A 26,770-nucleotide genomic window follows, 5' to 3' on the forward strand; every position below is an offset into this window, starting at 1 on the left:
GGATTCGAATCCTAAAAGATGCGGATAGCGGTATTTTTCCCTTTGGGGGAGAATTCTCTGGATTTGAATCGTAAATGGGACTACGAAAAAAATCTAAAAAAAATCGATTTTCCCCTAGAAAAAGTACTTGTCTTAATTTGTGCAACGCACATAACTGTGTTGTGCGTTGCACAAATAGGTGAAAACCAGGAGCTAAATTATGGAAAAACAAATCATGGACATTCTTAACGCAGGTATCGGACTTTTCCAATCAGGAAAAGAAGGTCTTGAAAAAGCTAAAACTCAGTTGGAAACAACTTATAATGAATTAGTATCCAAAGGTGCTTTGGACAACACGGAAGATTCTGTAAAGATTCGCCAATCCGTTGACAAAATCCTAACAGACATTAAAGAATTCTCTAGTGTTGCTGGAAAAAACTACGACGAAACTCGTTCTAAAATCGTAGACAACTACAACAAAATTGCTGAAGAAATCAAAGCAAAAATGCCTGAAGGAAAAATCGAATCCGTAAAAGCAAAAATCAATGAAGTTGCGGAATCTATCAAAAAAACAGGTGCTGCAAAAGCATAAGTTTCTTTAAAGAAGAGGAGGTCGGCATCCCGACCTTTTCTCTTTTCTTTATCTATATTCTTTTTTTAAAAATCTCATTTAAAACAACCAAACTTCTAAATCTTAACTCACTTCCATTCCATCTGATTTACTTTCCCTATTGACAGATGATTCTTTTCACTTCAACCTGGAATCAATGTTTCGTTCCTACTTATCATTCATTTTAGTTTCATTATTTTTTATCTCTTGTTCTTTAGCCGACTTACGTCCTCCCACCTTACAAAAAGAAGATTTAAATCCTGATCTAAAGAAAAAAGGATTATCAATCATTACGAACCCACCAGTGAAAGAACTCACTCCGGGTGATTGGAAACAGTACAAACAAATTCAATTTGTTTTGAAAGATGTTTGGCATTCCAAGTTTGTTCGATTTTTTACACCCATCAAAGAACCAGAACAAAGGCTTCGTGTGTATTTGGATTTTGAAAAAGATGCCATGGAAGTAGAGTTTCTGGGTGGAGAAAAAAAAGGTCTCATCCTTGGCCTTGTCAAAAAAGACACCTACCAAATTGCAGCAGATACAGGAAAAGTTTTTACGGGCGACGATGAAGTTCGAGTTTATTTGGAATCTCTTCGTTTGTATCTAACACTCCCTTGGCGACTCACCGAATATCCAATCATTCAATATGCAGGCGCTGTTCAAAAATTAGGCCAAGACTATGAAGTGGTTTATTTTACATCCGTTCAAGTTGGTGCCACTCCCGACACAGACCAATACGTTGGTTACTTTGAAAAAACAAGTGGAGCCTTAGAATGGATGGAATTTACTTACCGTGAACTGTTTAGTTTTTACAAAGGTGTGATCAAATACGGATATTATGAACCGTGGAACAACAAACAATACCCCAGACGAATTAGTATTTTAGATAAGTTTGAAGATGCTGATTTTGTTCACGAAATCCGAATCGAAAAAATGGAAATTCCAAAACAACCAATGGAAGAAGAAGATAAAGTATTGGAGTTACCGGAGTAGGGGTGAACCAGTGCTCCTGAAAAAGGAAAATTTTTGCAGAGAGAATTTGTTATAAAATTTTATCCAAATTTTTAAAACTTAGAAAATTCGATTGAATTTCCATGGTTATTACTTATGTTATAACCATGGAAAGTTCTGCAGTCAAAAAAACTACGATTCGCGCGATTGGTAATTCATCGGGGGCTACGATCCCAAAAGCACTTTTAGAAAAATATAATTTTCATGAAGGAGACACTGTCTTTCTTGTGGAAACTGAAAACGGAATTCTTTTGTCTCCCTATGATCCTGATTTCGAATCAGCCATGGAATTTTATCAGGATGCTTCTAAGAAATACCGAAATGCGCTTAAAGAATTAGCGAAATGAAACGGGAACCTAAGTGGCTAAATAGAAAAATTGCTGAGGCTATTCATTTAGATCAAATCAAACAACACGGAGGTTCTTTGGGAATTCGAGATATCGGTTTACTTGAATCAGCTCTGGATCGACCAAAGAATCAGTGGAATTACAAACCTGAGTCTACTATTTTTGAACTCACGGCTTCTCTTGGAATCGGTGTCGCAAAAAATCATCCATTTATGGATGGAAACAAGAGGACTTCGTTTTTGTTGATGTATGTATTTTTAGCTTCTAACGGTTTTATCATAGATACATCAGAGGAAGATGTTGTGAATGTTATGTTAAAAGTAGCAGATGGTTCCATAAAAGAAGATGAGTTAGCCAAGTGGCTCAAAACATCATCAAAAGCCAACTCCCCGCGAAAGGGATCATAGCGGAAATCCTGCTTTGCAACATAAAGTTTCAGAAAAAATTCTAAATAGGTAGTTTAAAGTTTTATGGTGCAATGCAGATTGCAGCGGAGAGCCCGATCCACCACCGATCCGGTGGTGGATTCGCCCCAATGATTAGTTCAAAGTAAATCGAATGGGAACGAGAACCTTTACCGTGATCGGTTTTCCTTCTAAAATGGAAGGAGAAAAACGTTTTTTGCGATAAACTTTAATGGCTTCTTCTTCGAGTCCGCCACCTAACTGTTTACCAACGGATCTGACTCGTAACACTTCACCTGTATTTGCTATCACAACTTCTAATGTCATGGTTCCAGTAAGTCCAAGAGCCTTTGCATCAGAAGTATATTCTGGTCGCATGTTAGGTGAAAGGTCTATAGGAGAAGTTGCTCCAGAGACGATAGGATCAGATGCTCCGGCAACCCGAGGGTCTTCTTTTTTCTCTTCCTTTTCTTTGTCAGTAAGATCGAAATCTCCATCTGTTGGTTTTGTATCCACGGATGGTTCTTGGATTTGAACATTATCGATAAAAGCTACTTCTTCCACAAGATCATCTAAACCATCAGTATCAAAATGAGGTGTGAACCAAAATAGAATGATGACTGCTTGGAAAAATGCAGAAATGGCAAGACCAGTTTCGATTCGGTATCTATCGATGAACCGATGGATTCTTTCTCGTTTGGATCTTTTCTGTGTAACAACTGTTCCGTTCACGTTACTTTCCTTTTAACCCGCCACCTTGAGTGGTCTTGGTAACGAGAGAAACCTTTAAGGCTCCTATCTCTCGGAGAGTTTCGAAAACACTATCTAACTCTTCATAAGTTAAATCTTGATCTGCATGGATCAAAACTTTCAAATCTGGCGTAGTCGAAAGTTTTGCACGGATTTCACTCATGGCTTCGTTCAGTTCCATTTTGATTGAGTTAAAATAGACAGTCCTTTTGACATCAGCAGTTAGATAAAGATTCGCAATCTTTTTGTTTAACTGTTCTCCACCAGGAACATCTGGTAGATTGATGGGAAGGTCTGGATCCGAATCCAATACGGAGGTTACCATAAAGAACACGAGGAGTAAGAAGGCAATGTCTGCCATCGAACTTACGGGAACTGAAGGTGCGACTCTCTTTCTTCGTAACATATTATTTCTTCTTTCTCACTGAGATTTTTTCAAATCCACGAAGTTGAACTGCGGATAAAGCATCCAACATCTTTGCATATTTGGTATCACCGGTTGTAACAATGAGTGCTAGTTTGTTTTTAAGATCCGGAATTTCCATTTGATTCAGGTCATCACGAAATTCTTTTAAACTAGAATATTCTTTGGTTCCGAATGCTGTGTTACGCATTTTGTATCTGTCTTGTGTTACCAAAATTTCATATACATTTTTACGTAAAAAAGGCTGAGGTTCGGATTGTTTGCGAGGAAGGGAAATGTTAAGTCCTTCCTTTACAAAGAATACAGCAGTTACCATAAAAAATACCAAGAGTAGAAAGGCAATATCCGACATGGATGCTGCCGATATCTCCTCTAGTTCTTGTTTTTTCTTTAACTTAATCATGGTTAGTTACTTTCCGTTGTTTATGCTCTTTTACCGGCTTTGAGTTTTAAATATTCTTTGTAGATTTTGTTAGCCGCTTCTTCTACTTCAGAAGTAAAGAAAGCAACTCGGCCTTGTAAGTATTGGTAGAATGTCATTGCAGGAATCGCAACGATAAGACCAGCAGCAGTAGTGATAAGCGCTTCTTTGATACCACCAGCAACTACTTTCGCGTTGACTTGGTCTGCGTTTGCAATTGCATCAAATGCGTTGATCATACCTGAAACTGTTCCAAGGAATCCAACGAGTGGTGCAATGGTGGAAACTGCGGAAAGAACTGTGAGTCCTTTTTCGAGAAGTGTCATAACTTCGCCAGCTTCTCTTTCGATACCAGATGCAAAAATTTCTGGATCGTTTTGAGAAACTTCCATACCATTTTTTAATACATCAGTGATTCGTTGTCCGTCATTTGCTTTTAAGAATTCTTCAATCCCATTCATTCCAGATGCATCAATCGCATCTTGTAAGTCTTGGTTGTAACCTTTTCTTACTAGTTTTGCAGTGAAGAAAAAGTAGATTCTTTCTAGAATTACACCAAAGGCAACAATAGAAGAAAGTAGGAGGGGCCACATAGACCATCCACCAGTAACAAACAAACTTATGAGTCCAATTTCAGATTCTTTTTGTGGTGCTTCGGCAGGAGCTTCTGCAACAGGAGCCGGAGTTTCTGCTTGAGTTTCAGTTGTTTGCGCCGATTCCGTGCTAGGTGCCGCAGGTGTTGATTGCGCTTCGATTTTGCCTGCAAGAGTAAAGATTGTGATGAGTGCGATCACAAAAGACAAAGTGACTTTCGTTTTTGTCTGGTTACATGAGAATTTCATGAATGTCTCCATATCTAATTGATATGTTTCAAATCTAGAATATCCCTGTTACAAATAGATTACAAGTGGATGACAAAGTCGGGATTTAGATGGAGGAGAAGATCTCTTTCAGTTTGGGAATTCCTTCTAGAAACAAAGCAGGACCAGGCTGTAATATAATACTTGGATCCATTTCAAAAATTCGGTTGGATTTGATAAAACCTGTGGATGACCATTCGGGTTTGTTTCGCACCCAATCCCAATCCATTGCCTTCCCACACCATGAACCCACGTAGACATCTGGATTGGCCTCTTTGACATCCTCCGCAGTGATGATTCGGTCTCTTGCTAACTTTTTATCTTTTAAGTGGGAAAAACAGTCCTCACCACCTGCCAGTGTAATGGCTTCGCTCACCCATTGGATCCCCGTGATGATGGGTTCATCCCATTCTTGGAAAAAGACTTTTGGTTTGAAGGCTTTGGATTCGTTTTCTTTTTTCCAAGACAGAATTTTACTTTGCCATTCTTCTATGAGATTTTTGGCTTTTTCTGTTTGGCCCACAAGGTTTCCTAACATTTGCATATTGGATAGAATTTCTGGAATAGACCTTTGATTAAAAATTAATACGTTTAACCCTCGTTCAATGAGGTCTTTGGCAAGTTGGGATTGGATATCAGAAAATCCAATGACGAGATCTGGTTCGAGAGCTGTGATTTTTTTTAGGTTTCCACTGATAAAGGCTGAAACTTTGGTTTTTTCTTCTTTTGCACGAGCCGGTCGTTCTGTATAAACAGAGATTCCTAAAATTCTTTTTTCTTCACCTAACAAATATAACATCTCCGTTGGTTCTTCAGTGAGACAAATGATTCTTTCTGGGCCCATAGTTTATGTTTCCAAAAAACGAGCAAGATCAGTTTGGGATCCAAATAATACAATTACATCATCTTCTTTGAGAACTGTATTTCCATGTGGGATTCCTAAGATTTTTTCCGATTTAGAATCGGACATTCGTTTTGTTTCTTTATTGATTGTAGGGCGTTTGATGGTGATGACGTTGATATTGTATTTATGACGTAAGTCGGCATCAGCGATGGTTTGGTTGATATAACGTTTCGGAACAGTAACTTCCACAACACTGTATTCATCAGAAAGTAAAAAACTAGAACGCATTCCCGAAAAAGATAATGTTTCGGCCATACTTCTTGCCGCCTTTTCTTCTGGGTTAAACAAATCTTTGATTCCAAGAAGTCCCAAAACTTTCATTTGTAGTTCTGTTTGGTAACGAGCGTAAATATTTTTTACGCCGCATTTTTTTAAACTATCTGCACAGATAATAGAAGTTTCAAAATCATCGGCAAGGGCAATGACAGCATAATCGACATCGGTGATTCCTTGGGAACGTAATGCATGTTCATCTGTGGCATCTAAGGTAACTGCAACGGTAACATAGTCTTTTATGGAATCGATAATGATTGGATCTTTGTCAATAGCGATGACTTCGTGTCCATCTTCAAAAAGATAACGAACAAATAACTTTCCAAAACTTCCAATTCCAATGACTGCTATTTTTTTTCTTTGCATACCAAACTTTAACCTACAACCACATATTCTTTTGGATATTCATATGAGATACGATCTACTTTTTTAGAGAGGGCAACAAGTAGAGTCAAAATTCCCACCCTTCCCACAAACATTACAGTACAAATGATGATTTTACCAGAATCTGTCAAATGGGGAGTTAGGCTGCGAGTGAGTCCTACTGTCCCGAAAGCAGAAACTACTTCGTAACATAAATCGATAAAATTTGCATTTTCAGTGATTAACAAACCAAGGATGGCAACAAAAATCACAAATAAGGAAAGTACGATGGTTGCGCTTGCTTTTGCAATTGATGAATTTGCAATCGTTCGGTGGCCTATTTCCATTCTATCTTTTCCACGTATTTCATTGGTAATGTTTAATAGAGAAATGGCAAAGGTTGTGGTTTTGATTCCTCCCCCCGTGGAAACAGGAGAGGCTCCCACCCACATCAAAAAAAATGAAATAAAGGTTATAGGGAATCCCATTTGGCTTAACTCTAATGTATTAAATCCAGCTGTCCTTGTAGTTACCGAATAAAACAAGGAATGAAAGATTTGTTCTGAAGTGGTGAGCCCTCGTAAAGTATAGTTTAACTCCAAGAAATAATAGGAAACCCAACCGAATAACAAAAGACTGCCGGTCGTCCAAAATACTAGTTTAGATGTGACTGACCATCTAAATTTAAAATCAAAAGGATTGGAAAGTTTTGTTCGGATTTGGAATAAAACAGGAAAACCAAGTCCTCCGAGAACAATCAAAAACATAATCACAGATAAAAATCCTTCTGAATGTTTGAAGGCTTCTGTGGCTAACCCACTTGGTAACAAACTAAAACCAGCATTACAAAATGCAGATATGGAATGAAAAATAGAATAATAAATTTTTTCAGAGAGTGCAATCGGAAAGTTTTCTGGGAAACTATAAAATAATAATACAGCACCAATGGATTCGATGACAAGGGTTTGGATTGTGATTTGTTTTAAAATTTCTTTAGCACGACCCATTGTTTCTTCGGAAAGAAGGTCTTTGATCATCATTGTATCACTGACAGAAACTTTTCCCGCAAGGAAGATGGAAAAAAAACTAGTTAAGGTCATAAGGCCAAGCCCACCCACTTGGATGAGGAGTAAAACAATCAGTTGTCCTGTTAAAGTGAATTGACTTCCAATGTCTACAGTAGAAAGCCCTGTAACACAGGTTGCACTAATCGTAGTGAAAATTAAATCAATGGATTTAACCGGGCCATTAGTTGACTTTGGAAAGTGTAAAAAACAAATTCCGATTAGGATGATAAAAGCAAAAGAAGATACAAAGACAATGGAAGGGTTTAATTTTTTAGAATCATTTTTTCTAGATAACCGAAAGAAATGAGCCAAGTTAGAAAATAAAAACAGAATCTGATTGGCTGATAAAAAGATAATTGTGGTGTCATCTCCCGAAATATGATATGACTTCAAAATGGAAACTATGTCTTTTTCATAAATAAATTCCAATCCTAACATAAGTAAAATGATAAGTTCTATTTTATGAAGAGAAACATATTCTCTCCATCGTTTGTTTGTGAAAATTAAATGGATGGATTCATAAAAGATAAAAAAAGATACCAGTGTTCGAATGGAAAAAGTAACGTAAGGTTTCCATGATTCTGGATAATAAAATCCAAAATCCAAAATCAAAATGGTAACCGATAAAAATCCGAATAGGATATAGATGGTTCTTCCAATCCAACGGAAGTGATCTATGTAAAGCTTTCGAATTTCGAATCTTTGAACTTGTAAATAAAGGTAAAATCTTTGTAAAAAAACAAGGAACCTTTTGAACTTCAAGGGTAAACTTCAGCCAGTTGTTTTTTCTTTTCTCTGTGTTCTTCTAATCTTTGCCTATCTGCATAAACATTTGCACCAGAAAGACCGGTGGTTCCGCCAATCATGATGATACTTCCTGCAATTGTTTTTTCAATTGCCAATGCAGAAGCAATTCCTGTTGAAACACCTAATGCAAATGGTAAAGTTAAAAAGAAAATGATATAAGCCCGGCGAAATTTTGTTTCTTCGTAAACAGCATCTTCATCAAATTCTTCTTTTTGTTTCTTCTTTAATTCTTGTTTGGTTCTACTTTTTTGAAGTTGGTTCTGAAGTGCTTGTTCGTTGATTTCGCCTGTTAGCGGGTTAATTGGTGAATTTTGAGCGCCTGTCAGACTATAAGGATTGTTTGCATTTTGACTGGAGTTAGATGTCGTTCTGGAATTCATTAAGGCACCAGCACCCGGGATGGAATCAATCCCACTGTATTGGGTTTTTGCACTTTTGGGTGTGGATAAAACCGGAGTGTCAAACTTCGGGGGAAGCGTCACATCCTGCAAAACATTGGATTCCGGATCGGACTTAGGAAGATTTCTTAAGTCATAGTTATTTGTGTCATAAAATCCTTCTTTGGTTTGCCCAAGAAGTGGGCCCACCGCCAAAGAGAAAACAATCATCGGCACAAAAATTTGGGAAAAAATCCGCATACATTCCAGTTTACCCAATCTGTATCAGGGTCAATCCAATTCACGTCCAGAAAGTTTGGTGGATCTGTAAGAAAATGACTTTTCCCGAATGGCCTCCAAATCTTTTTCGGAAACTCCTGCCGTATGGGCGTGTCCATATTCTTCTGACATAGTGGTTCCAAATAGACCAGGATCATCAGATCCTATGGTAAGTTTAATATCGTTTTGCAAAAACCTTGTGATGGGATGATCAATATGTGATTCTAACATTCCAATGTATAAATTGGAAGAAGGGCAACATTCAACAACGGCCTCAGTTTGTGATATTTTTGACATAACATAGTTTTGGAAGGTATGTAAGTATTGGGACTGAGTTCCATCAAACTGAATTTTTAAAAGTTCAGAATCTGGTTTTGTTTTTAAATCCTTTCGTTTGAGTTCGAGTTCTTCTTTGGGATAGAAGGGTCCAAAACTTGTGATTTCTTCATAAGATTCCAATTCACATTCTATTTGATCCTTGGCCTCCGATACGAGCTCTGTTCTTTCATCTCCTAAAAAATAATCAGAGTCAATTCCAAGAGCCAAAGCATGACCCAGTCTATGGGCTCCATTCTCGGCTGATTCTAAAACCCAACGTACAGCAGAGAAAGGAGTTTTATCTCTAAAACTTTCACCCACATGATAAAGAATCGATAGGGCAGTGTTAGGTTCCGCTTTGTTGTCTTTGATTATCGATTGGAAAAAAGTTTTTTTATCTTTTGGTGGATGTCCTTCTTCGATATGACAGAAGTCAATTCCCACAAGTCCATTACGAATGACGGAATCTTTTTCCATCCAATTTTTCATCCAATCATAATGCCTTTCATAGTTTATATCTCTATGTAAGGACATCACTAGTTTGGACTGGATGGTTTTGCCTTCTTTTTTGGCGGAAGTTTCTCCTTTGGATAATCCTTCCAAACAGGCCATCAGTTTGCTATAAAAACTTTCTTTAGGTTCTTCTTTACCAAACATCAAACGATATTCTGCATAACTAATATCTTCCAAACTATTGGAAAGAACTACATCATGAGTGACTTCTGTAATTTCTTTTTCATCAAACTTTACTAAGGCGATGATCAAATTGAACTTTGCTTGGAAATGTAAAAAGGGAGCCTTTTCTCGAAAATGATAGAGTTTGGAAAAATCTTTTATGTCCGAATAATCTTCAAAAAAGGTAGAAGGTCTAATTTTTTGACCATAAGCCTTTTCATAGGAATCTAGATATAAGTGCCATCTAGGTTCGGGGTTATTTTTGCCAATTCGAAACAAAGTTTCGGGGGGTAAACATCCATAAAGGTGGTTGTGTAGATCGCAATACATATAAGAATGACAAAACTATGCTTCACAAAATTAGACGCATCTTGCAGCCAACTCGATTGAATCAGAAAATTCTTGGATTAGCAATCCCAGTTTTTTTTGGAATGATCAGTTATACAGCCATCATGGTAGCAGACACTGCTATGGTTGGTAAACTGGGAGAAGTCCCTCTCGCCGCAGTTGGGTTTGGCGGAATGGTCTATTTTTCCATTTTTGCCTTCCTTATGGGTGGATCCATGGCTGTGCAAATCATCGTAGCACGCAGATTTGGCGAAAAAAATGACAGAGGGGTCGGAATCACACTAGTTAATTCCGTTTATTTATCCTTTGTTTTAGGTGCATTACTTTCCTATTTTGGATTCATTTACGCTCCTCAGCTTATGGGTTGGATCGGAGATGATCCGCAAGTGATCGAAGTGGCAGGAGTGTATCTTTCCTACCGATTTATAGGAACCGTTCTCTTTTTTGTGGGATTCGCTTTACGTGGATTCTTTGACGGAATTGGAATTGTACAAGTGGGAATGATCTCTTCTATGTTAGCTGCAGTTACCAATATTTTTTTCAATTGGTTACTCATTTTTGGAAACTGGGGATTCCCAGCTTGGGGAGTGAAAGGGGCAGCAATTGCTTCCAGTTTGTCTTCCATCCCATCTCTACTCATTGTGATATTTTATTTTTTCCGTAAAGATGTGATCAAATTCTTTCAATATGAGATTTTTGCACCAAGTATCGCGACAATCAAAGAACTTTGTATGGTTGGGTTCGCACCTGCTGTCGAAGGAACACTTGTAAACTTTGCTTTCTCTGGATTTTATAAAATTGCAGGAATGATTAGCACAACCACCTTAGCTTCGGCTAGTGTTGTATTAACATGCCTTAGTTTGTCTTTTATGCCAGGTTTTTCATTTGGAATTGCAGCCACTACCATTCTTGGCCAATCTATGGGTCAGGGAAAAATTCGATTGGCTTATGAAGGAACCATGCGTTCGGCCACGTTCTCTGCGATTGTGATGGGAAGTATGGGACTCTTTTTTATCATCGGTGGGCCTTGGCTCATTGGTTTATTCACAGATGTTCCTGCCGTAGCAAAGGTTGCTTATCCTGCACTTTGTATTGTGGCCCTCATCCAAGTGGGAGATGCCTATCATATGGTGATTGGTTCTGCACTTCGTAGTGCGGGTATGATGTACTATGTGATGTTTGTTTATCTCATTGTTTCCTTTCTCATCATGTTGCCTTTGGCCTATTTATTCGGGATAGTCCTAGCGTGGGGCAATTTTGGAATCTGGTCTGCGTTTTTTATTTGGATTTTACTCATGGCAGTGCTTTTTGTCAGAAAATTTCGTAAGAAGGAGTGGGTGAACATACGAATTTAATAGAACGAGGGGAAAATGAAACGAACAGAACAAGAAAGGCAGGCCATTCAAAAATTTTTAAAGTCTGTGGATTTGTTCAAAAAACTTCCCCCATCTGTTCTGTTACGACTTGCTAACAACGTCCAAGAAAAATTAGTTCGAAGCCACGAAGCTCTCTATTACAAAGGAGAGTCTTCGGAATCCATTTACATTGTAAGGTATGGTGAAATCCTTCTCGAGAATGTAGCCGGTCAAAGTCATGTGTATGTGGGTTCAGGTCAAGTGTTGGCCGAAAATTCCCTTATCTCCAGTTCCAATCATTCTACATCTGCCATTGCAGTCATTGATTCTCTCGTTTACGTTTTGAATGGAAAATTGTTTTTACAATTGGCATCTCAAGAGAAAGTTTTTGCACAAAACATCATCCAAATGATGGGATCTCGGATGCGAGAGAATTTAAACAGACCCAGTCACAAAGATAATTTTGTCGGATTACGCAGGTTATGTGTTCATGTCCCTTTGGAACCTGAATATAATTTTGGCGAAAAAGTAAAATCTTTCATTGATGAATATGGTGAAGTCACCAAAAAATTATCATCAGCCATTCCCATATCCACTTTTAAAGGAATGGATCCCACTCAGATTTCAGAGTATCTATCCAATCTTAGAAACAAAACACCCTTACTTCATATTTATTTTGATGAAGCCACTTCGCGAATGGATTTACATTATTTAGTAGTTCAGTCTGACTTTATCGTTTTTTGGGAAGATGAACCAGAAAAGTTTTATAAGGAAAAAGAAGAAATCATTCATTTTTGGAAAAACCGAATTCGAAACTTTGAGGGCCGCGCTATCCGTCTGATGGAAAGTGGAGTTCGTAAAAGTTATCTCCCTCAAGACCAATCACTCAAAAACTTTTACCAAAAAGATACATTGGCAAGGTATTTGGTTTCCAAAACCAGAGGTTTAGCGTTAGGTGGTGGTGGTGCCAGAGCCCTCGCTCATGTTGGATTGTTAAAAGTTTTACATAGAGAAGGAATTCATTTTGATTTTGTATCGGGTGCATCTATGGGAGCCGTAATTGCCGCTCTATATGCGAGAAAAAATTCGCCTGAAGAAATTGAAGAAATGATAAAAAATTTCTTTGGTGGATTGGAAAGTGCCTTTGATCCTACTCTTCCCGTCGTTGCCTTTTTTAAAGGGAAACGAATGAAACGAATGTTAAAGAAAGCTTTTGGTGACCAAAGGATCGAAGAACTTCCACTTCCTTTTGCCACTTCTGCTGTGGATTTACAAACCGGGAAAGAACATATTTTTGACCAAGGCCCAATCACAGAGGCACTCACCAGTGCAATGAGTTTGCCTGGAGCCTTTCCTCCTTACAGGCTCGGCGAAAAGTTGTTAGTTGATGGTGGAATGATCAATAACGTTCCGGAAAATCTCATTCGTTCTAAGGGTGCGGATGTGGTGATGGGCATCAACGTATCTCCAATGCAGGAAATTGTTCCGGTCAAACTTTTTGAAGATCGCAATACAACAGAAAAAGGATTTTTTCGTTATATCTGGGATACTTTAAAATACCCACCAATCTTGCAGATTATGACAAGAACTATCACTTTGGAAGGTCGAGAGATCACAAGGCTGAAAAGGCCCAAATTGGATTTATTCGTACACTTCCATTTAGAAGAGTTTCAGTTATTTGATTTTGCCCGTTACCAAGAAATCATTGATAAAGGTGAAGCCGAAGCCGAAGCAAACTTAGCAGAGATCAAACAATTGTTTTCTTAAGCGTTGAAAATTGGGAATTATAGAATAGAGTTTAGTAATTTTGTATTCATCTTATTGAATGGATTGATGATTTTTAATTTGTTAAATTTTGTTCCATCATTAAAGTCTTCAGACAATAAATAATCACAATTGAGCTCTAAAGCAGCCAAAATAATCAAAGAATCATAATAAGATAATTTATTCTTCTCTCTTAATTTCAGAGCATTTTTGTAAAATTCAATTGTTGGGAAAAAAGAACAAATTGGATCTAAGATTTTTTCTATGAAACTTGAAATATCCTGACCTTTCATCGGTGGTTGTCCTTTTGTAAGCATTACATTACTAAATTCTTGGATGACTTGGTAACTTATAGAAAATCTATCAGATTTAAAAGAAGCTTTTATGATATTTGAAGAGATTTCCTTTTTTTCAAAATCCTTATGTGAAAAGAAGGAAATAAATATATTCGTATCGATGAAGACTTTACCTTTCATTTGCTTCTTCACGGGTTATTTTTCGGTTTATTTTTACATATTCAAATTTTTTCAAATATGCATCTAGATCGAAATCTTTTGGCTCAGATTCAGAATAAGCGCGGAGCCATTCATTAAAAATGTCATTGAGTGACCTTTTTTGTTTACTTGCTTTTAGACGAGCTTTTTCAATTGCCCTTTCATCAGCTCTAAAAGTAATACTTTTCATGTTTATTATTTTACACGAGTTTCGTGCAATTTGTCAAATTGAAAATTGGTTATTTTATTACAGTAAACCAGTTTCTGGTTAATTTTCTGATTTTCTAATTATTTAGTTCCAATCTCCACCTAAAGAAAGTTAGATACTTTCTCAAGATGGAGTGTTTTTTTGGTTTGCTCAAGTTTGGTTTGGGAGATTCGAATTACAAAGAGGAAAGGATTTCCTTTTTTTTTGCTTCAAATTCCTCTGCGTTGATAAGACCCTGATCCAGTAGTCCTTTGAGTTTGGCAATTCTTGCTGCTGGATCATTCGCTGCCGGTGCCCCACCACCTTGGCCTCCCCCTTGGTTCATCATATTGCCCATCATCTGGCCCATATTCATCCCCATTCCCATGCCCATCCCGGCACCCATGGCCCCACCACCTTGGCCTTCGTTTTCTGCGGCCGCTTGTCCAATATCGAACATTTTCTTCTGTTGGTATTTATCACCGAGCATATCAATTTCAAATTTGTCGGTGATGATTTTTTGGATTCGTTGGTAGTTGGGATCGTTTTGGTCAAAGTTCACCGAAGATACGTTAAACTCTGTTAAATCGATTCCATACTTTTCAAATTCAGGAGCGAGTTTGACTTTTCCTGCAGTGGAACTTTCATCTCTAAATTTGTTAATTTCAACCACAGAAGTGTTGTTGTTTAAGATCACTTCTGCAATAAAATCACCAATTCCTCGCACAATGTTTGGTTTTAAAAATTCATCTACGGATTCGTTTGTAGTTCTGTTTCCACCTTTCACTACATTGAGTAAAAAGGATCTCGAATCTTTGATTCGGAATTTGTAATCACCGAAGGCACGGATGTTTAATACAATTTTGTATTTGGGATCTTCCAAGGGAATTGGAGTGTTGGTTCCCCATTTCATTGCAAAAATGGCTTTGTTTACATAATATGCTTCTGCAGTGAAAGGAGTTTTTCCACCAAACGGAAGATTGACGAGAGCTTCGAGGATGGGAATGTTTCCCGTTTTTAAAGTATGAGTTCCTGGACCAAAGGTATCCAAAGCTTTGCCTTCTTTAAAAAAAATGGCTTCTTGGTTTTCCTCTACAACAAGTTGGCCTGCGGTACTGATTTCATCAGATGGATATTTCCAAACGATTTCATTGGGACTGCCTTCAAATTTAATTCTATCTATTAGTGCCATGTTTTATTTCCTTATCCTGTTATTTTAAAAAGATTGAGTTTCTTGATTCAAATTGAGTTTCGAAGTCTAACAATAGTTTGTTAGTCGATTCAATGGCTGCTTCTGGATTTGAGGCAAAAGCGGTTGGTAGTGTTTCCAAAATTTCTTTTTGTAAAACATCTGCTTTTTCCAACATAGAAAAGTCATGGTTTAATAGTTTTTCTATTTCTGCCGATGTGGCTTTGACACCGGTGCCAAGTCCATTCATTCCATAACCTGCGGAACTGACCTTCATAATGATTCGGTCTAGTAAAGTTGTGGCTGGATTTGTTTTCCCGATGTTTTGGATTTGAGCTTTCGCCACAAAACCTTCTTCCAGTTTACGAAAACTTTCTTTAAAGGTAGAGAGTAACGCTCCAAGTTCCTTACGAACTAAAAGATCCGTTTTTTCAAACTCTTGGTTGGCCAGAGCTTCTTCAAATAGTTTGGTTTCTTTTAAGAACTTTCGAATGGGATCTTGTTCGTTCTTAAATCGTTCTAATGTGGTTTTTAACCAAGTTGGATCCATTTTATTCCTCTGTTTCGATTCCGTCTAATGTTTGTATGGTGTCACATGTGATGTAGTTAAAGATGACACTTTTTTCTGATTGGTAAATGGCTTTGGCAGGAAGTGATTTCCATTTTGTTTGGTCAAATTCGCAGTCATGTTTTTCACCTTTGGTTTTACCACTGGACTCAGTGAAATGGACTAAGTACTTTTCTTCTTTTGTACCTAACCTTTCGCAACCGATACTTGTACTGGAACATTCGCGAATTTGGGGAGTGGGCCAATAAGGTTCCTGTGTGGTTCCAAATCCTTTGGCCACAGCGTTGCGATCAAAGGCCCATTTATCAATTCGATAACTGCAATGGTCATCATACACAGGTTCTTTTCTGTATTTCGTTGTACAACTTTCACTTTCTGAAAAAGTTCCATCTCCACGATCCGAACGAACTGTACGGCAATCTTCTCCATCAGGAATACTGTCATAACTTCTAATCTGACGACTTCTGGACACACTGTACGCACCCATAGGCATCGAATCACACCATTCGGATTCTGAAACTGGCTTGAATTGGTCAATGGCAATGGTGCGAGACCATTCATGGTGAGTGATTTGTAGTTCTACTTTTTCAGTCCATAACACACCAAGACAAACAAATCCTATCCCACCAAAAACAATGGTTCCTAGTAACCATAACACCCATTTCGGAGTTTTAGGATGTGGTTTGATGAATTCAGAATTTTCAAATGCTAGATCTTCTTTTGCTTTTTGAACAGAATCTTCGGTGAGCCCATCTTGGTCAGAACGAAGTTTGACAGTTTGAGCACCATCGAGAGAACCACCGCAGTTCCCGCAAAACGTAGCTTTGGCACCATTGGCAGTTTGGCAGAAAGGACAGGTTTTATCTGCCCCATAATAAATATGATCTTGGACAGCGACTTTATCTGCTTCGTTTGGAAAGTATCTACGGCCCGGATCTTGTGTGGCTCCGCAGTTCGGACAATGCCTATGTGTTTTACCGAGTAACTTTTTAGAACCGCAAAACTCGCAGTCCCAAAGCATTTCATAGATTTTTTCTTCTGCCATCGCAACAAAGGTTTATCCGCAAAAAATTGACTTTTGCAAGAAAAATATTTTCAATTCCCAAAATCCATCCTAGAATCCTTAGAATATGAGATTGGTACTAAAACCATTTGGCAATTTTCGTTTCTTAATTCTGTCTTTCCTCCTTGTTATTATTTCATTTGGTTACATTCAGTCGCGTTCAAAACAGAATGCGGTTCATCCATTAGATAGTTTATACTTGAAACTTTCACCTAATATGGTTAAGGCGGAAAGAAAAATTACCTTTCGAAGGCTTTCTCTCCAACTCCGCGGGGTGATTCCCAGTGTGAGCGAATGGAAAGAATTAGATGCCCTAACTCCCGACCAAAGTTTAGAATCGTTTGCTGTTAGTTTTTTAAAACAACCAGAGTTTGCCGAATACTGGGGAACCAAGTTTACATCCATGCTTCGTGACAAATCCAAGGGACGTAAAATCCCAACAGGAGCTTTCTTTCAATATGTAGCACAATCGATTCATAAAAATAAACCATATGACCAATTGGTGCAGGAGATGTTAACCTCTACTGGCAATGTAAAAGAATCACCGGCTACCATGTTCTACATTCGGGATGGGGCGGATCCTTTACAAACAGCAGAGTATGTAGGTCGGTTATTTTATGCAAAACGAGTGGCTTGTGCTAGGTGCCATGACCATCCTTATATTTCTGATTTTACAAGAAGGGATTATTATGCTTTGGCTGCTTTTTTTAGCCAACAATTCTTTCGGGATGGCACTTGGGAGGCCGATCGGTATGGAAAATCGTTTAGTTATGTTCCGAGAGAATTAGAAGTCCATCTTCCTATGGAAGACCAAAAAAATCTCCAAGACAAAAACAATGATTGGAATCGAGACAATTGGAACAAATGGAGCGACGAACAACGAAAAGACTACCAAAAGAAACATGAAGTAGAGTATGCCACACTTTATTACCAACCGAAACTCGGACTTCGTTTTCCTCATACAGATGATGCTCCCGGCGGAGATTTGGTTCGGCCCAAGTACTTGGATGGAAAAGAAGCAAAACTAAAACCTGGCGAAGATCGTAGAAAGGCCTTTGCTGATTGGTTGACAAACAAATCCAATGACAGGTTCCGCAAAGTCATCATCAACAGAGTATGGACAGAACTTATGGGTTGGAGTTTTTTCACACCACTCGACGATTGGAATGAAGACACAGTTGTTACAGGAGAAGAAATTTTAAACCATCTCGATTCTTATTTTTTAACCAACAACTTAAAACTCAAAGAACTCATTTTATACATTGTCACATCCAATGCTTACAATCGTTCGCTGACAAACAATCCAAGTGACCAAGATCCCATTCGTTATTTTACTCCCAAACGATTGGACAGTGACCAACTCTTAAACTCTCTCATTCGAATTTCCGATTCCCAAAAAATCAGTAATATCCGCGAAAGGAATTTATCTTGGATCACAGGCCTGATGGATAAAAAACCTTATGATTTGGCAGGTACAGGATCTATTCGATTCCCTCAAGACAACTTAAAAGAATTTTCAAACGCCGTCGAAGTGGAAAGGCCTGCACCCTATCACACGATGTTGTCAGTGTTTGGATCTGGCCCCCGTGTGGATATTTCAGATGATGTGGAAGAACTCACCATTGAACAAATGTTAACACTAATGAATGGTCGTGTGGTGGGAAAACTGGTATGGGATTTTGGAAACAAAGATTCCCTTGTGAAAGCTGAATTTGATCAAATAAAATCAATGAATGCAGTCATCACGAACCTTTACTTCCGACTTTTAGGTCGCGAACCAAATTTGAAAGAAAAAGAAAAAATAAAAACACTTCTTTCAAAACCAGATACTACTTTTGACAAAGATTTACTCCAAGACATTCTCTGGGCTCTCATCAATAGCCAAGAGTTCCAACATATCAACTAAGGAATCATAATGGATCGCAAAGAATTTTTAAAAAAATCAATTCTCAGTTTGGGACTGAGTCCCTTTTTGTTTTCTGCCAATTCTTCCGGTAGTTTGCTTGCCGATGAAGAAGAGGAGTCCATTGTTCTTCCTTCCAAGGTAAAGTCAGTCATCTTTATTGAAATGATGGGAGGGATGAGCCATGTAGACACTCTTGATCCCAAACCAAACAGTGCTTTTGGAAAAGTTAGTTCCAGTATTTCTGGACTTTCCGTTTTAGAACCTTTTTCCCTTACCGCCAAACAACTGCATACGATTGGAATCATTCGATCAACCTGGAGTGAAGAAGGGGATCACGGTTTTGCACAGATGTTACTGAGTACAGGATACCGAATGACAGAGGCTATGGGATTTCCTGACATCCCCCATTTCGGGGCCGTGATTGCTTATGCAAAAAAATCAAAAGTCAAACCTTCGTATTTCCCAAGTTATGTGTCGATTGGCGGTCGTGGTGGGAAAAATGGAAACGCTGGATTCCTCGGAATCGATTATTCTGGTTATCATATAGGAAATGTAGATGAACCCATTCAACACTTAAATCCATCTTATGGAAAATTTGCCGATGATCGAATCCTTCGAAGAAAGGATTTGGTTTCCTTTATGAACGAAGAATTTGCAAAAACCTATCCGACAAGAGAATCCAAACATTGGAAGAATATGCTTGTAGCAGCGGAAGAATTTCGAAATTCCAAAAACATAGATAGTTTTCGGATCAGTTTGGAAGATGAAAAAACAAAAGCACGTTACGGAACCACTTGGCAAGGCAAGGCCATGTTACTTGCCAAACGACTCGCAGCCCAGGAAGTTCCATTCATTCATATTTCGTTTGGAGGATGGGACACACATACCGGAAACAAAGCACAAATTACAAAAATTATGAAAGAAACCGATATGGGAATTGCGGCTTTGTTAGAGGATCTAAACCATACTGGCCTCATCAAACAAACATTATTTGTTCTTACTAGTGAATTTGGCAGAACCCCTGATGTGGGATCAAGGGATGGTCGTGACCACCATCCCAAAGTTTGGTCAACTTTACTTGGTGGAGGCCCATTTGATAAAGGCTATGTTTTGGGAGAAACCGATGAAACTGGATCCAAACCAATAAAACCAAATGAAGCACTTCATGTTCGAGATCTTGTCGCTACCATTTACAAAGCGGCAGGAGTCGATCCCGATGCCACACTGACCAATTCCTTTGGTCGTCCCTTTTTGTTAACCACCAAAAAAGCCAAAGTGTATGAAGGACTGTTTTAGTTTTTTTCGGCCTTATCGATACAAACGAAGGCAGTGGTCAGGATGGAATCGAGAGAAGTAGATCTGTCTCCAGGGTTAAGATAGGTTTCTGTAAATAGGGAACCTGTCCCATAACTTTGGCAATTGGCGATGGCTGATTCACTTGTATCATTTGGTTTAACATAAACTACAGTAGTTACCTTGGTTGTATCGCCATTTGGTTGGTATCTACAAACTCCCACCAAGTTTTGCACCGAACATTTGACTGTAGATTTTGTATATCCGAGTGGGCATGTGATCTCTTCTTTTATAATTGCATACTGTTCGATACAGGATGGTGAATAGTTGGAAGTTCCAGAACAAGAACCTAAAAATTGGAATGTTCCGCTGAATCCTGGTTTTCCAGCATTGAGACTTGCCAAATACATAGTCTCCAAACACTTGTTTTGTGTTTCTTTAATTTTATCTTCTCTTTGGGCTTTACATTGTCCCAAAAAAGAAATTAACAAAAATATTGTGATATATGTTCTTATCAATTGGTTCATTTTAATAGAATACCTGTATTTGGGTTCGAACCACATGATCCCCTTCCGCAGCCGTTGGAGTTCCTGTATAATAAAAGTAATCCGTTTGCCATTTTAAATTGTGTTCTGCGAAATAATAAGAGAGCGCTCCTCCCACTTCCCTAGAATACTTCAAACTAGGATCGGTTTCTCCCAATGGACGAAATTCACCAAAACGAAAACTAAGTTCATAATTAGTCGTAAACAAATATCCCAATTGGACAAAGTGGCCCTGTCCACTTCTAGAATATTCTCTGGAGAGTGCGGAGCTTACTGTTCTTTCCACATAAGCAGTGTTTGCTCTTCGCCATAACCATTCGTATTGGAAGGAAAAACCCATCCATTTGAAATAGATATCTCCAGCCGCATGGCTATAATTGAATTTTGCAAATGTAAATTCTGTTCCATGTGTACTGAGAGAACGGTCTGAGTTTTTATTATAAGCTCCAGACACTCCAATCGACAATTTGGGTTCTTTGTATCTGGCAAAGTCACCTTCCGACAACCAATCATTATCAGAACCGGATTTGGACATCCCACCAAAGGGAGAAAAAATAAATCTAGCAACAGTCAGAACACCGGGAGTTTGTCTTTCGACTCGGTTTCTCCCTTGCCCACCAAAAACACCTAGATAATAAGCAAACATTCGTTTGCTGCCAAATAGATCTTCCGAAAAAAGATAAGTTCCTACATCACGATCTAAATTAAATTCAGCGGTAACAGAAGACCTATCAACCGTTTGTAAGGCACTGGAGGAATTCCAACGTTGTCTACTAAAAGGAACTTTCATTTGGCCAAAAGCAACTTTTATATCCCGATACTGGTTGTACACAATGTTCGCATCTCTTAAAGTGTTCCGCCTTTGGCTTTCCATATCTCGTTCAGCAAATCCCATTTGTAAATTCACAAGCCAAGTATCGTTGAATAAACCTGCTTTGAGTTGTAGTCTTGTGCGACGGACAAGAAAGTTGGTTGTGTCCTGAGAAGGATCCAGTTGGAAACTTTGGTTTCCTTGGACTTGGGATCTGAATCTCAGTTGGATATTGTGTTTACCATCATTGGATGTTGCTTTGATTCCTTTGCCGAGTCCCGTTTCCCAATTGGATTTGTTTTCTTGCGCGCTCACGACTTGTGTGGGTGGCGCTGGAGCCGTTACCACTGGCGTTTGAGTGGTGGCTGGTGGGTTTGCCTGGTTGGTATTTGTTTCTATTTTAGGTTCTAGTTTTTCTTCCGCAACCAATGCAAGAGGAAGGGAGTAGATACACCAAAATAGGAATACCAATCGGAATGGATTAGGAATCTTATGTAACATAACTGAGATTTTTGTAATAAATGTCACAGTTGAAAAAATAGAGGAATTGGCAAAAGGAAATCGAGATTACTTTTTCAGAATATTTACCTTTCCAGGCTCATTTTTCCTTTTCTTACCAAAGAAACTTAAAATACTGATCTCTGATCTATGAAAAAAGCACTCATTACCGGAATCACAGGCCAAGACGGTTCCTATTTAGCAGAACTTCTGCTTCAAAAAGGTTACGAAGTCCACGGAATCGTTCGCAGAACAAGCCTTTTCAATCGCAATCGCATTGAACACCTGCACGGAAACCAAAATCTCCACCTTCATTATGGAGATATGACAGATTCCTCTAACCTAAACCGAATTTTAGAAAAAATCCAACCATCAGAGATCTATAACTTGGCGGCTCAGTCCCATGTGCAGGTTTCTTTTGAGGTTCCAGAATATACTGCCGAAGTGGATGCTGTTGGGACCTTGCGAATTTTAGATGCCATCAAACAAACAGGAATCAAATCTCGTTTTTACCAAGCCTCCACATCGGAACTTTACGGCCTTGTCCAAGAAGTTCCACAAACAGAAAAAACACCATTTTACCCACGTTCTCCTTATGCCGTAGCAAAACTATATGCATATTGGGCCGTTGTAAACTATAGAGAAGCGTACGGTTTGCACGCATCAAACGGAATTCTTTTCAATCATGAATCTCCAAGACGTGGAGAAACCTTTGTGACTAGAAAAATCACTCTTGGTGTTTCTGCTGTCAAAGCAGGAAAACTTCCTTACATCACAATGGGAAACATTGATTCCAAACGTGACTGGGGATATGCTCCAGACTACGTCGAAATGATGTGGATGATGTTACAACAAGACAAAGCAGATGACTATGTAGTTGCGACAAACGAAACACATACAGTTCGTGAGTTCATTGAAGAGTCTTATAAAATTGCCGGATTTGAAGTGGTTTGGGAAGGGAAAGATGACAAGGAAGTAGGTAAGGATAAAAAATCTGGCCAAGTCCTTGTAAAAATTGATCCAAAATACTACAGACCGACGGAAGTAGAACTTCTGATTGGAAACCCAGAAAAAGCAAAACGTCAGTTAGGTTGGGAACCAAAAGTTAAGTTTAAAGAATTGGTTCAAATCATGATGAAAGCTGATTTGAAAGACCAAGGATTTTAGGCTTCACCACAAATACACAACTTAAGATTGGTAAATCCTGTCTTAAGTTGTAATTCCGAGAGCTTTGTACCTGTTTACAAACTCTTGGTTGGGAACTTGCGGATGGCCTTCCCTTTGTAATTCGGGAAGGAGTCCTTCTACAAAATACATTTTTATATTCCCCTTATGTTTAGCAGGAACTTCCCCTCTATACTCACATTGGAAAAAATCTTTGACCAGTTCATAAGTTGATGAGGAAATATTAATTTTTCCTGTCATTCCAGAAGATTCACACCGACTGGCAGTATTCACAGTATCACTCCAAACATCGTAAGCAAATTTTTTATCCCCAATCACTCCCGCAATCAGTTCCCCTGAATGAATTCCTAGTCGGAGTTGCCAATAGGGTAAACCTTGCGCGGTTTTAATTTCCTTCATTTGGTTCATAAATGCTTGGATTTCCAGTGCTGCTAAAACACTATCGATGGCATGTGTAAGATTGGTTTTGGGAATCCCACCAACAAACATATAACTATCACCAATGGTTTTTAATTTTTCGAGTTTATGACGTTCCATAAGGCTATCAAAATAAGAAAAACAACGATCGAGTTCTTCCACAAGTTCTGTTGGTGACAATGTCTCTGCAATTTTTGTAAACCCTTCAAAATCAGTAAAACAAACTGTTGCTGATGAATAATGTTTTGGTTTACTCACGCCATTTTGTTTTAATTCTCTTGCAACTTCCAATGGTAGAACATTGAGTAATAAACTTTCGGACTTTTGGTGTTCTGAGATGAGTTTGTCTTCAGCCCGATTGACTGCTTTTACAAACTGATTGATTAAAAGAATAAAAAAGATAACAAGTAATATGAGTGGAGGCATTAAAAAATCCGCTGGTACAACCCACTTCGGTGGACCAAAAATACCTTCTCCACCCATCACTCGATAGTAGTATTGTGAACTTAAAAATAAAAATGCAGATACACTCACAAAGAACCATCTGAGTTTAATATTTTGCCTAGGAATCATTAAAAAAGGAATCACTGCAAAAAGTAAAAATCCTAGAGGTGCTGGATCATCAGCCTGAGATAAACTAAGTATAGTTATATGGAAATTACTCGCAAGTAGTGCAAAAACAGCACTCATTGCATAATTTCCTTTATATAAAAGAAAACGAGAATATCCTAATGGTAAAACAAAAATCAAATAAGAAGCAAAAGAGATTAAATGAGTTTCGGGAGGTTCCGTAAAATAAATCACCGGCAGTAATAACGTGGGAATAAAAAACATAATTGTTTGAAAAGTGGCATTCACTCGCAAAGCACGAGCACTTTCATCACTTAGCCCTTTCGTTAGATGGGCAAGTTGTAACCGGTTTAGGATTTTTTGAATGCGTTTGGACATAACGGGAAATTAAAAATTGATAGAATTGAAAATCAATTCAAATTGTTTTGACTCGAATTTAGTTTAATCTAGAATGTTAGGGGTAAATAAATAACCCAATCGGAATCTTCTCCCAGATTGGGCTAGGTAGGTGTTTAAAAAAAATTAGATTGGTTACAGGCCGAAAAACTGATCCAACATCAACTTCTTCAAAGTTTCTTTTAGTTTGTCTTGGATGTTGACAATCTTCACTGTCATTTTCTTTTCATCGGCTTTGTTTTTGAAAGAGAGGAGACGAGAAATCCCAAGGGAACTCACGATCACCACTTTCTCTAAGTCTAAATAAATCTCTTGAACGTTCTTTTCTAAAATTTCTGCCAAAATTTCACGGAGTTCTGGTGCATTCCCATCCAGAATTTGATCCATAAAACGAACACGGATCGCATTTCCTTTTTCTTCGACTAGTATCTTATCACTCATATTTTGTTTGCCTCTAACGTAAGTCAGGAGACAAAGTTGGCAAGAAGTTATTTCAGTTTCTTGAGCTTATTCTCCATGTTAGCCTTTTTATGATAGAATTGGACGAGTTTTTCTAGCTCTGCCATGTCAGAACAAACAATTTTTCCCATATCTAATCGAATAAATTTATTATTCTTCATGATATCGGAGATGATCAGTTCGTCTTTTGGATCGGTGAGACCAACCATCTTGAGAAGGTCTTTGGTTCCAATTTCAAAATTATATGCTTGTTTGGGAGCTACTTTGATCCGATTTTTTTCAGCCAAAGTCATTAGGGTATCTACGATACGGCCTTGTGGGTCTTTTAGGAGTAGGTTCGCAAGTTGTTTGTAGGCAATCCAAATCCGTTCAGACAAAAGAGTGATGAGGCGAGTGGCGAGTTGTGGTTGGGCTTTCACCATTCCTTCAAAGTTGGCTTTGTTGATGGCAAGTAGTTCGACATCGCCCGCTGCCACAGCAGAAGCAGAGCGAGGTTTATTGTCTAGGATGGCCATCTCGCCGAAGATATCTCCCGCTTGGAGAACCGCGAGCATCACTTCGTTTTGGTTTACAATTTTGGAAATTTTTACTTTTCCACTTTGTAAGATGAACAATTCCTTACCTGGTTCGTGTTCACAAAAGATCATCTCACTATCTTTGTAGTTTCGATTGAATTTATTGTAATCAATGGGAGGTGATTGGAATGGCTGGTTGATTGTCTGCAAACGTAGTTTTGCCTGCGGAACAAACTGCCCATTGGGAAGGTGTTTTAAATAACTTTGGTAAGCAAAGGTTGCATGGGACGTATTCTGTTGTTGGAAGTAGTATTCACCGATCTTAAAGAGTTCGTTTGGATCTTCTTCAACAGCATTTCTAAAAGACAATCTTGTGATTGTGGTATCAAATTGACGTAACTTCATGGAGAAGAAACGAATGATATTCATTGCAACGGCAGTAGACTTTTGGATTAAAGTTCCAAATTGGTCATAACTAACAGAGATTAAAGATACATTGGTAAGGGATGTGGCCGATTCAATTTGTGGGTGTTGGCTCATAGCAGCAACTACGCCAAAAAAATCACCAGGTCCTAATACTTGGTTAGGATCTTCACCGACTACAGCTGTCTCGCGAGTGACACGTACCTTCCCCTCACGGATGATATAGAAATTGTTCGCATCCTTTTTCCCCTCTACAATGATGTAGGAGTTCGCTGGGAAAGTAACCATTTGAAAAAACGACATTCTTAAATCTCTGAACCCTTTTTGCTCAACGTGCCTAGTTTATTATCGGAGATCCCTAGGGCAATATTTTCGTAAAAATTACTTATTTTTACTCTCTCCTAAAATTTCCATCTGAGTCAGTTCTAATTCCGCTTCTTGGGCAATTTTGCTGGAATACGTATTTTTGATAATGTCCTGAAAAATCTGATAGGCTTTGTCTTCTCTGCCCATCCGCACATAGGCCTTTCCTGAAATTAAGTAGGATTCTAGCCCTTCTTCTGTATTAGGATATTCTTTATATATTTTAAGCTCATTCTCTGCTAGAGCTAAAATATCACCAGTCATTCGGTAATTGGAACTTAGGGCCTTTCTTACCTCTCGTGTTCTCGGATGGCCTGGATAGAGGATTAAAAAACTTTTACAGGATTCTACTGATTGGTAGTGGTTTCGGTCTTCCAAAAATTCTTTTGCCTTTTTGAAGAGGAGATCCCCTTGTTTCGTTCGTTCTTCTGCAAAAATTTGGCTTACCGAACGGTCAGCAGCGAGGGGAACTATTCCCGCAGAAATAAGGATTCCTAGCGTAAAAAAGACCTTATTTCCCAACTGCCTGATGATAGAATTCTGTCTCATTA

General features: G+C 38.4%; 29 protein-coding genes. 9 read left to right on the forward strand and 20 right to left on the reverse strand.

The window, feature by feature from the left end; translation table 11 throughout:
• The first annotated feature begins 199 nt into the window (after positions 1–199).
• From EHQ24_RS12100 to EHQ24_RS12115, 4 genes are all read left to right on the forward strand, one after another.
• Positions 200–571, forward strand: a complete 372-nt coding sequence (locus EHQ24_RS12100) for a phasin-related domain-containing protein (RefSeq protein WP_135587735.1) — start codon at positions 200–202, stop codon at positions 569–571.
• Positions 572–746: 175 nt separating this feature from the next.
• On the forward strand, positions 747–1,583 hold the full coding sequence (locus tag EHQ24_RS12105) for an LBF_0142 family lipoprotein (protein ID WP_135601856.1): 837 nt from the start codon (positions 747–749) through the stop codon (positions 1,581–1,583).
• 125 nt (positions 1,584–1,708) lie between these two features.
• Positions 1,709–1,948 (forward strand): AbrB/MazE/SpoVT family DNA-binding domain-containing protein, encoded by a 240-nt coding sequence (locus EHQ24_RS12110; RefSeq protein ID WP_100719865.1) that lies wholly within the window; start codon positions 1,709–1,711, stop codon positions 1,946–1,948.
• Complete coding sequence (locus tag EHQ24_RS12115) at positions 1,945–2,355, forward strand: type II toxin-antitoxin system death-on-curing family toxin (RefSeq protein WP_135601857.1); 411 nt, start codon at positions 1,945–1,947, stop codon at positions 2,353–2,355. The genes EHQ24_RS12110 and EHQ24_RS12115 overlap by 4 nt, the downstream gene beginning before the upstream one ends.
• 132 nt (positions 2,356–2,487) lie before the next feature.
• Here the strand turns inward: EHQ24_RS12115 and EHQ24_RS12120 are convergent, their stop codons facing one another.
• The 9 genes from EHQ24_RS12120 to EHQ24_RS12160 form a co-directional block, all read right to left on the reverse strand.
• A complete protein-coding gene (locus EHQ24_RS12120) occupies positions 2,488–3,084 on the reverse strand; it encodes an energy transducer TonB (protein ID WP_135601858.1) in 597 nt (198 codons plus the stop codon).
• Between the two features lies 1 nt (position 3,085).
• A complete protein-coding gene (locus tag EHQ24_RS12125) occupies positions 3,086–3,508 on the reverse strand; it encodes an ExbD/TolR family protein (protein WP_135601859.1) in 423 nt (140 codons plus the stop codon).
• Between the two features lies 1 nt (position 3,509).
• Positions 3,510–3,929, reverse strand: a complete 420-nt coding sequence (locus EHQ24_RS12130) for an ExbD/TolR family protein (RefSeq protein ID WP_100743556.1) — start codon at positions 3,927–3,929, stop codon at positions 3,510–3,512.
• Between the two features lie 20 nt (positions 3,930–3,949).
• Positions 3,950–4,789, reverse strand: a complete 840-nt coding sequence (locus EHQ24_RS12135) for a MotA/TolQ/ExbB proton channel family protein (protein WP_135601860.1) — start codon at positions 4,787–4,789, stop codon at positions 3,950–3,952.
• An 85-nt stretch (positions 4,790–4,874) separates the two neighbouring features.
• Positions 4,875–5,651: a cobalamin-binding protein gene (locus EHQ24_RS12140; protein ID WP_135601861.1), complete on the reverse strand. Its 777-nt coding sequence runs from the start codon at positions 5,649–5,651 to the stop codon at positions 4,875–4,877.
• A gap of 3 nt (positions 5,652–5,654) precedes the next feature.
• Entirely contained in the window at positions 5,655–6,350 is a 696-nt protein-coding gene (locus EHQ24_RS12145) for a potassium channel family protein (RefSeq protein ID WP_135601862.1), read from the reverse strand.
• Positions 6,351–6,358: 8 nt separating this feature from the next.
• The gene (locus EHQ24_RS12150) at positions 6,359–8,176 is read right to left on the reverse strand and encodes a TrkH family potassium uptake protein (RefSeq protein ID WP_135601863.1); all 1,818 of its coding nucleotides are present in this window, start codon (positions 8,174–8,176) and stop codon (positions 6,359–6,361) included.
• The gene (locus tag EHQ24_RS12155; protein WP_135601864.1) at positions 8,173–8,859 is read right to left on the reverse strand and encodes a hypothetical protein; all 687 of its coding nucleotides are present in this window, start codon (positions 8,857–8,859) and stop codon (positions 8,173–8,175) included. Before EHQ24_RS12155 ends, EHQ24_RS12150 begins: the two co-directional genes overlap by 4 nt.
• A gap of 30 nt (positions 8,860–8,889) precedes the next feature.
• Positions 8,890–10,200 carry an amidohydrolase family protein gene (locus tag EHQ24_RS12160; protein ID WP_135601865.1) on the reverse strand — a complete coding sequence of 437 codons (1,311 nt, stop codon included), beginning with the start codon at positions 10,198–10,200 and terminating at the stop codon, positions 8,890–8,892.
• Between the two features lie 56 nt (positions 10,201–10,256).
• On the opposite strand from EHQ24_RS12160, the gene EHQ24_RS12165 reads away from it, so the two are divergent.
• Both EHQ24_RS12165 and EHQ24_RS12170 read left to right on the forward strand, forming a co-directional pair.
• On the forward strand, positions 10,257–11,573 hold the full coding sequence (locus EHQ24_RS12165) for an MATE family efflux transporter (protein ID WP_244310409.1): 1,317 nt from the start codon (positions 10,257–10,259) through the stop codon (positions 11,571–11,573).
• Positions 11,574–11,588: 15 nt separating this feature from the next.
• Positions 11,589–13,340 (forward strand): patatin-like phospholipase family protein, encoded by a 1,752-nt coding sequence (locus EHQ24_RS12170; RefSeq protein ID WP_135601867.1) that lies wholly within the window; start codon positions 11,589–11,591, stop codon positions 13,338–13,340.
• A 17-nt stretch (positions 13,341–13,357) separates the two neighbouring features.
• Here EHQ24_RS12170 and EHQ24_RS12175 read toward each other — a convergent pair whose 3' ends face one another.
• The 5 genes from EHQ24_RS12175 to EHQ24_RS12195 all read right to left on the reverse strand — a co-directional run bounded on the left by EHQ24_RS12175 (position 13,358) and on the right by EHQ24_RS12195 (position 16,820).
• Positions 13,358–13,813 (reverse strand): PIN domain-containing protein, encoded by a 456-nt coding sequence (locus EHQ24_RS12175; protein ID WP_135601868.1) that lies wholly within the window; start codon positions 13,811–13,813, stop codon positions 13,358–13,360.
• Complete coding sequence (locus EHQ24_RS12180) at positions 13,803–14,021, reverse strand: hypothetical protein (protein ID WP_004787168.1); 219 nt, start codon at positions 14,019–14,021, stop codon at positions 13,803–13,805. Before EHQ24_RS12180 ends, EHQ24_RS12175 begins: the two co-directional genes overlap by 11 nt.
• 193 nt (positions 14,022–14,214) lie before the next feature.
• Entirely contained in the window at positions 14,215–15,210 is a 996-nt protein-coding gene (locus EHQ24_RS12185) for an SPFH domain-containing protein (protein ID WP_135601869.1), read from the reverse strand.
• 19 nt (positions 15,211–15,229) lie between these two features.
• Entirely contained in the window at positions 15,230–15,757 is a 528-nt protein-coding gene (locus EHQ24_RS12190) for an LIMLP_15305 family protein (RefSeq protein ID WP_135601870.1), read from the reverse strand.
• Between the two features lies 1 nt (position 15,758).
• Positions 15,759–16,820 (reverse strand): zinc ribbon domain-containing protein, encoded by a 1,062-nt coding sequence (locus EHQ24_RS12195; RefSeq protein ID WP_135601871.1) that lies wholly within the window; start codon positions 16,818–16,820, stop codon positions 15,759–15,761.
• Between the two features lie 85 nt (positions 16,821–16,905).
• Here EHQ24_RS12195 and EHQ24_RS12200 point away from each other — a divergent pair, with 85 nt between their 5' ends.
• Both EHQ24_RS12200 and EHQ24_RS12205 read left to right on the forward strand, forming a co-directional pair.
• On the forward strand, positions 16,906–18,744 hold the full coding sequence (locus EHQ24_RS12200; RefSeq protein WP_135601872.1) for a DUF1553 domain-containing protein: 1,839 nt from the start codon (positions 16,906–16,908) through the stop codon (positions 18,742–18,744).
• A gap of 9 nt (positions 18,745–18,753) precedes the next feature.
• The gene (locus EHQ24_RS12205) at positions 18,754–20,040 is read left to right on the forward strand and encodes a DUF1501 domain-containing protein (protein WP_135601873.1); all 1,287 of its coding nucleotides are present in this window, start codon (positions 18,754–18,756) and stop codon (positions 20,038–20,040) included.
• Here EHQ24_RS12205 and EHQ24_RS12210 read toward each other — a convergent pair.
• Positions 20,037–20,564, reverse strand: coding sequence for a hypothetical protein (locus tag EHQ24_RS12210; RefSeq protein ID WP_135601874.1), 528 nt, complete (start codon positions 20,562–20,564; stop codon positions 20,037–20,039). The genes EHQ24_RS12205 and EHQ24_RS12210 overlap by 4 nt on opposite strands.
• Position 20,565: 1 nt before the next feature.
• Positions 20,566–21,894: a porin gene (locus EHQ24_RS12215; RefSeq protein WP_135601875.1), complete on the reverse strand. Its 1,329-nt coding sequence runs from the start codon at positions 21,892–21,894 to the stop codon at positions 20,566–20,568.
• A 147-nt stretch (positions 21,895–22,041) separates the two neighbouring features.
• On the opposite strand from EHQ24_RS12215, the gene gmd reads away from it, so the two are divergent.
• The gene (gmd, locus tag EHQ24_RS12220) at positions 22,042–23,058 is read left to right on the forward strand and encodes a GDP-mannose 4,6-dehydratase (RefSeq protein ID WP_135601876.1); all 1,017 of its coding nucleotides are present in this window, start codon (positions 22,042–22,044) and stop codon (positions 23,056–23,058) included.
• A gap of 42 nt (positions 23,059–23,100) precedes the next feature.
• Here the strand turns inward: gmd and EHQ24_RS12225 are convergent, their stop codons facing one another.
• The 4 genes from EHQ24_RS12225 to EHQ24_RS12240 all read right to left on the reverse strand — a co-directional run bounded on the left by EHQ24_RS12225 (position 23,101) and on the right by EHQ24_RS12240 (position 26,768).
• Positions 23,101–24,441 (reverse strand): adenylate/guanylate cyclase domain-containing protein, encoded by a 1,341-nt coding sequence (locus EHQ24_RS12225; protein ID WP_135601877.1) that lies wholly within the window; start codon positions 24,439–24,441, stop codon positions 23,101–23,103.
• Between the two features lie 153 nt (positions 24,442–24,594).
• A complete protein-coding gene (locus EHQ24_RS12230) occupies positions 24,595–24,900 on the reverse strand; it encodes an STAS domain-containing protein (protein ID WP_135601878.1) in 306 nt (101 codons plus the stop codon).
• A gap of 47 nt (positions 24,901–24,947) precedes the next feature.
• A complete protein-coding gene (locus EHQ24_RS12235) occupies positions 24,948–26,159 on the reverse strand; it encodes a Crp/Fnr family transcriptional regulator (RefSeq protein WP_135601879.1) in 1,212 nt (403 codons plus the stop codon).
• Between the two features lie 78 nt (positions 26,160–26,237).
• Positions 26,238–26,768, reverse strand: a complete 531-nt coding sequence (locus tag EHQ24_RS12240) for a tetratricopeptide repeat protein (protein WP_135601880.1) — start codon at positions 26,766–26,768, stop codon at positions 26,238–26,240.
• Positions 26,769–26,770: the final 2 nt, after the last annotated feature.

Source organism: Leptospira noumeaensis (assembly GCF_004770765.1).
GTDB classification, from domain to species: Bacteria; Spirochaetota; Leptospiria; order Leptospirales; family Leptospiraceae; genus Leptospira_A; species Leptospira_A noumeaensis.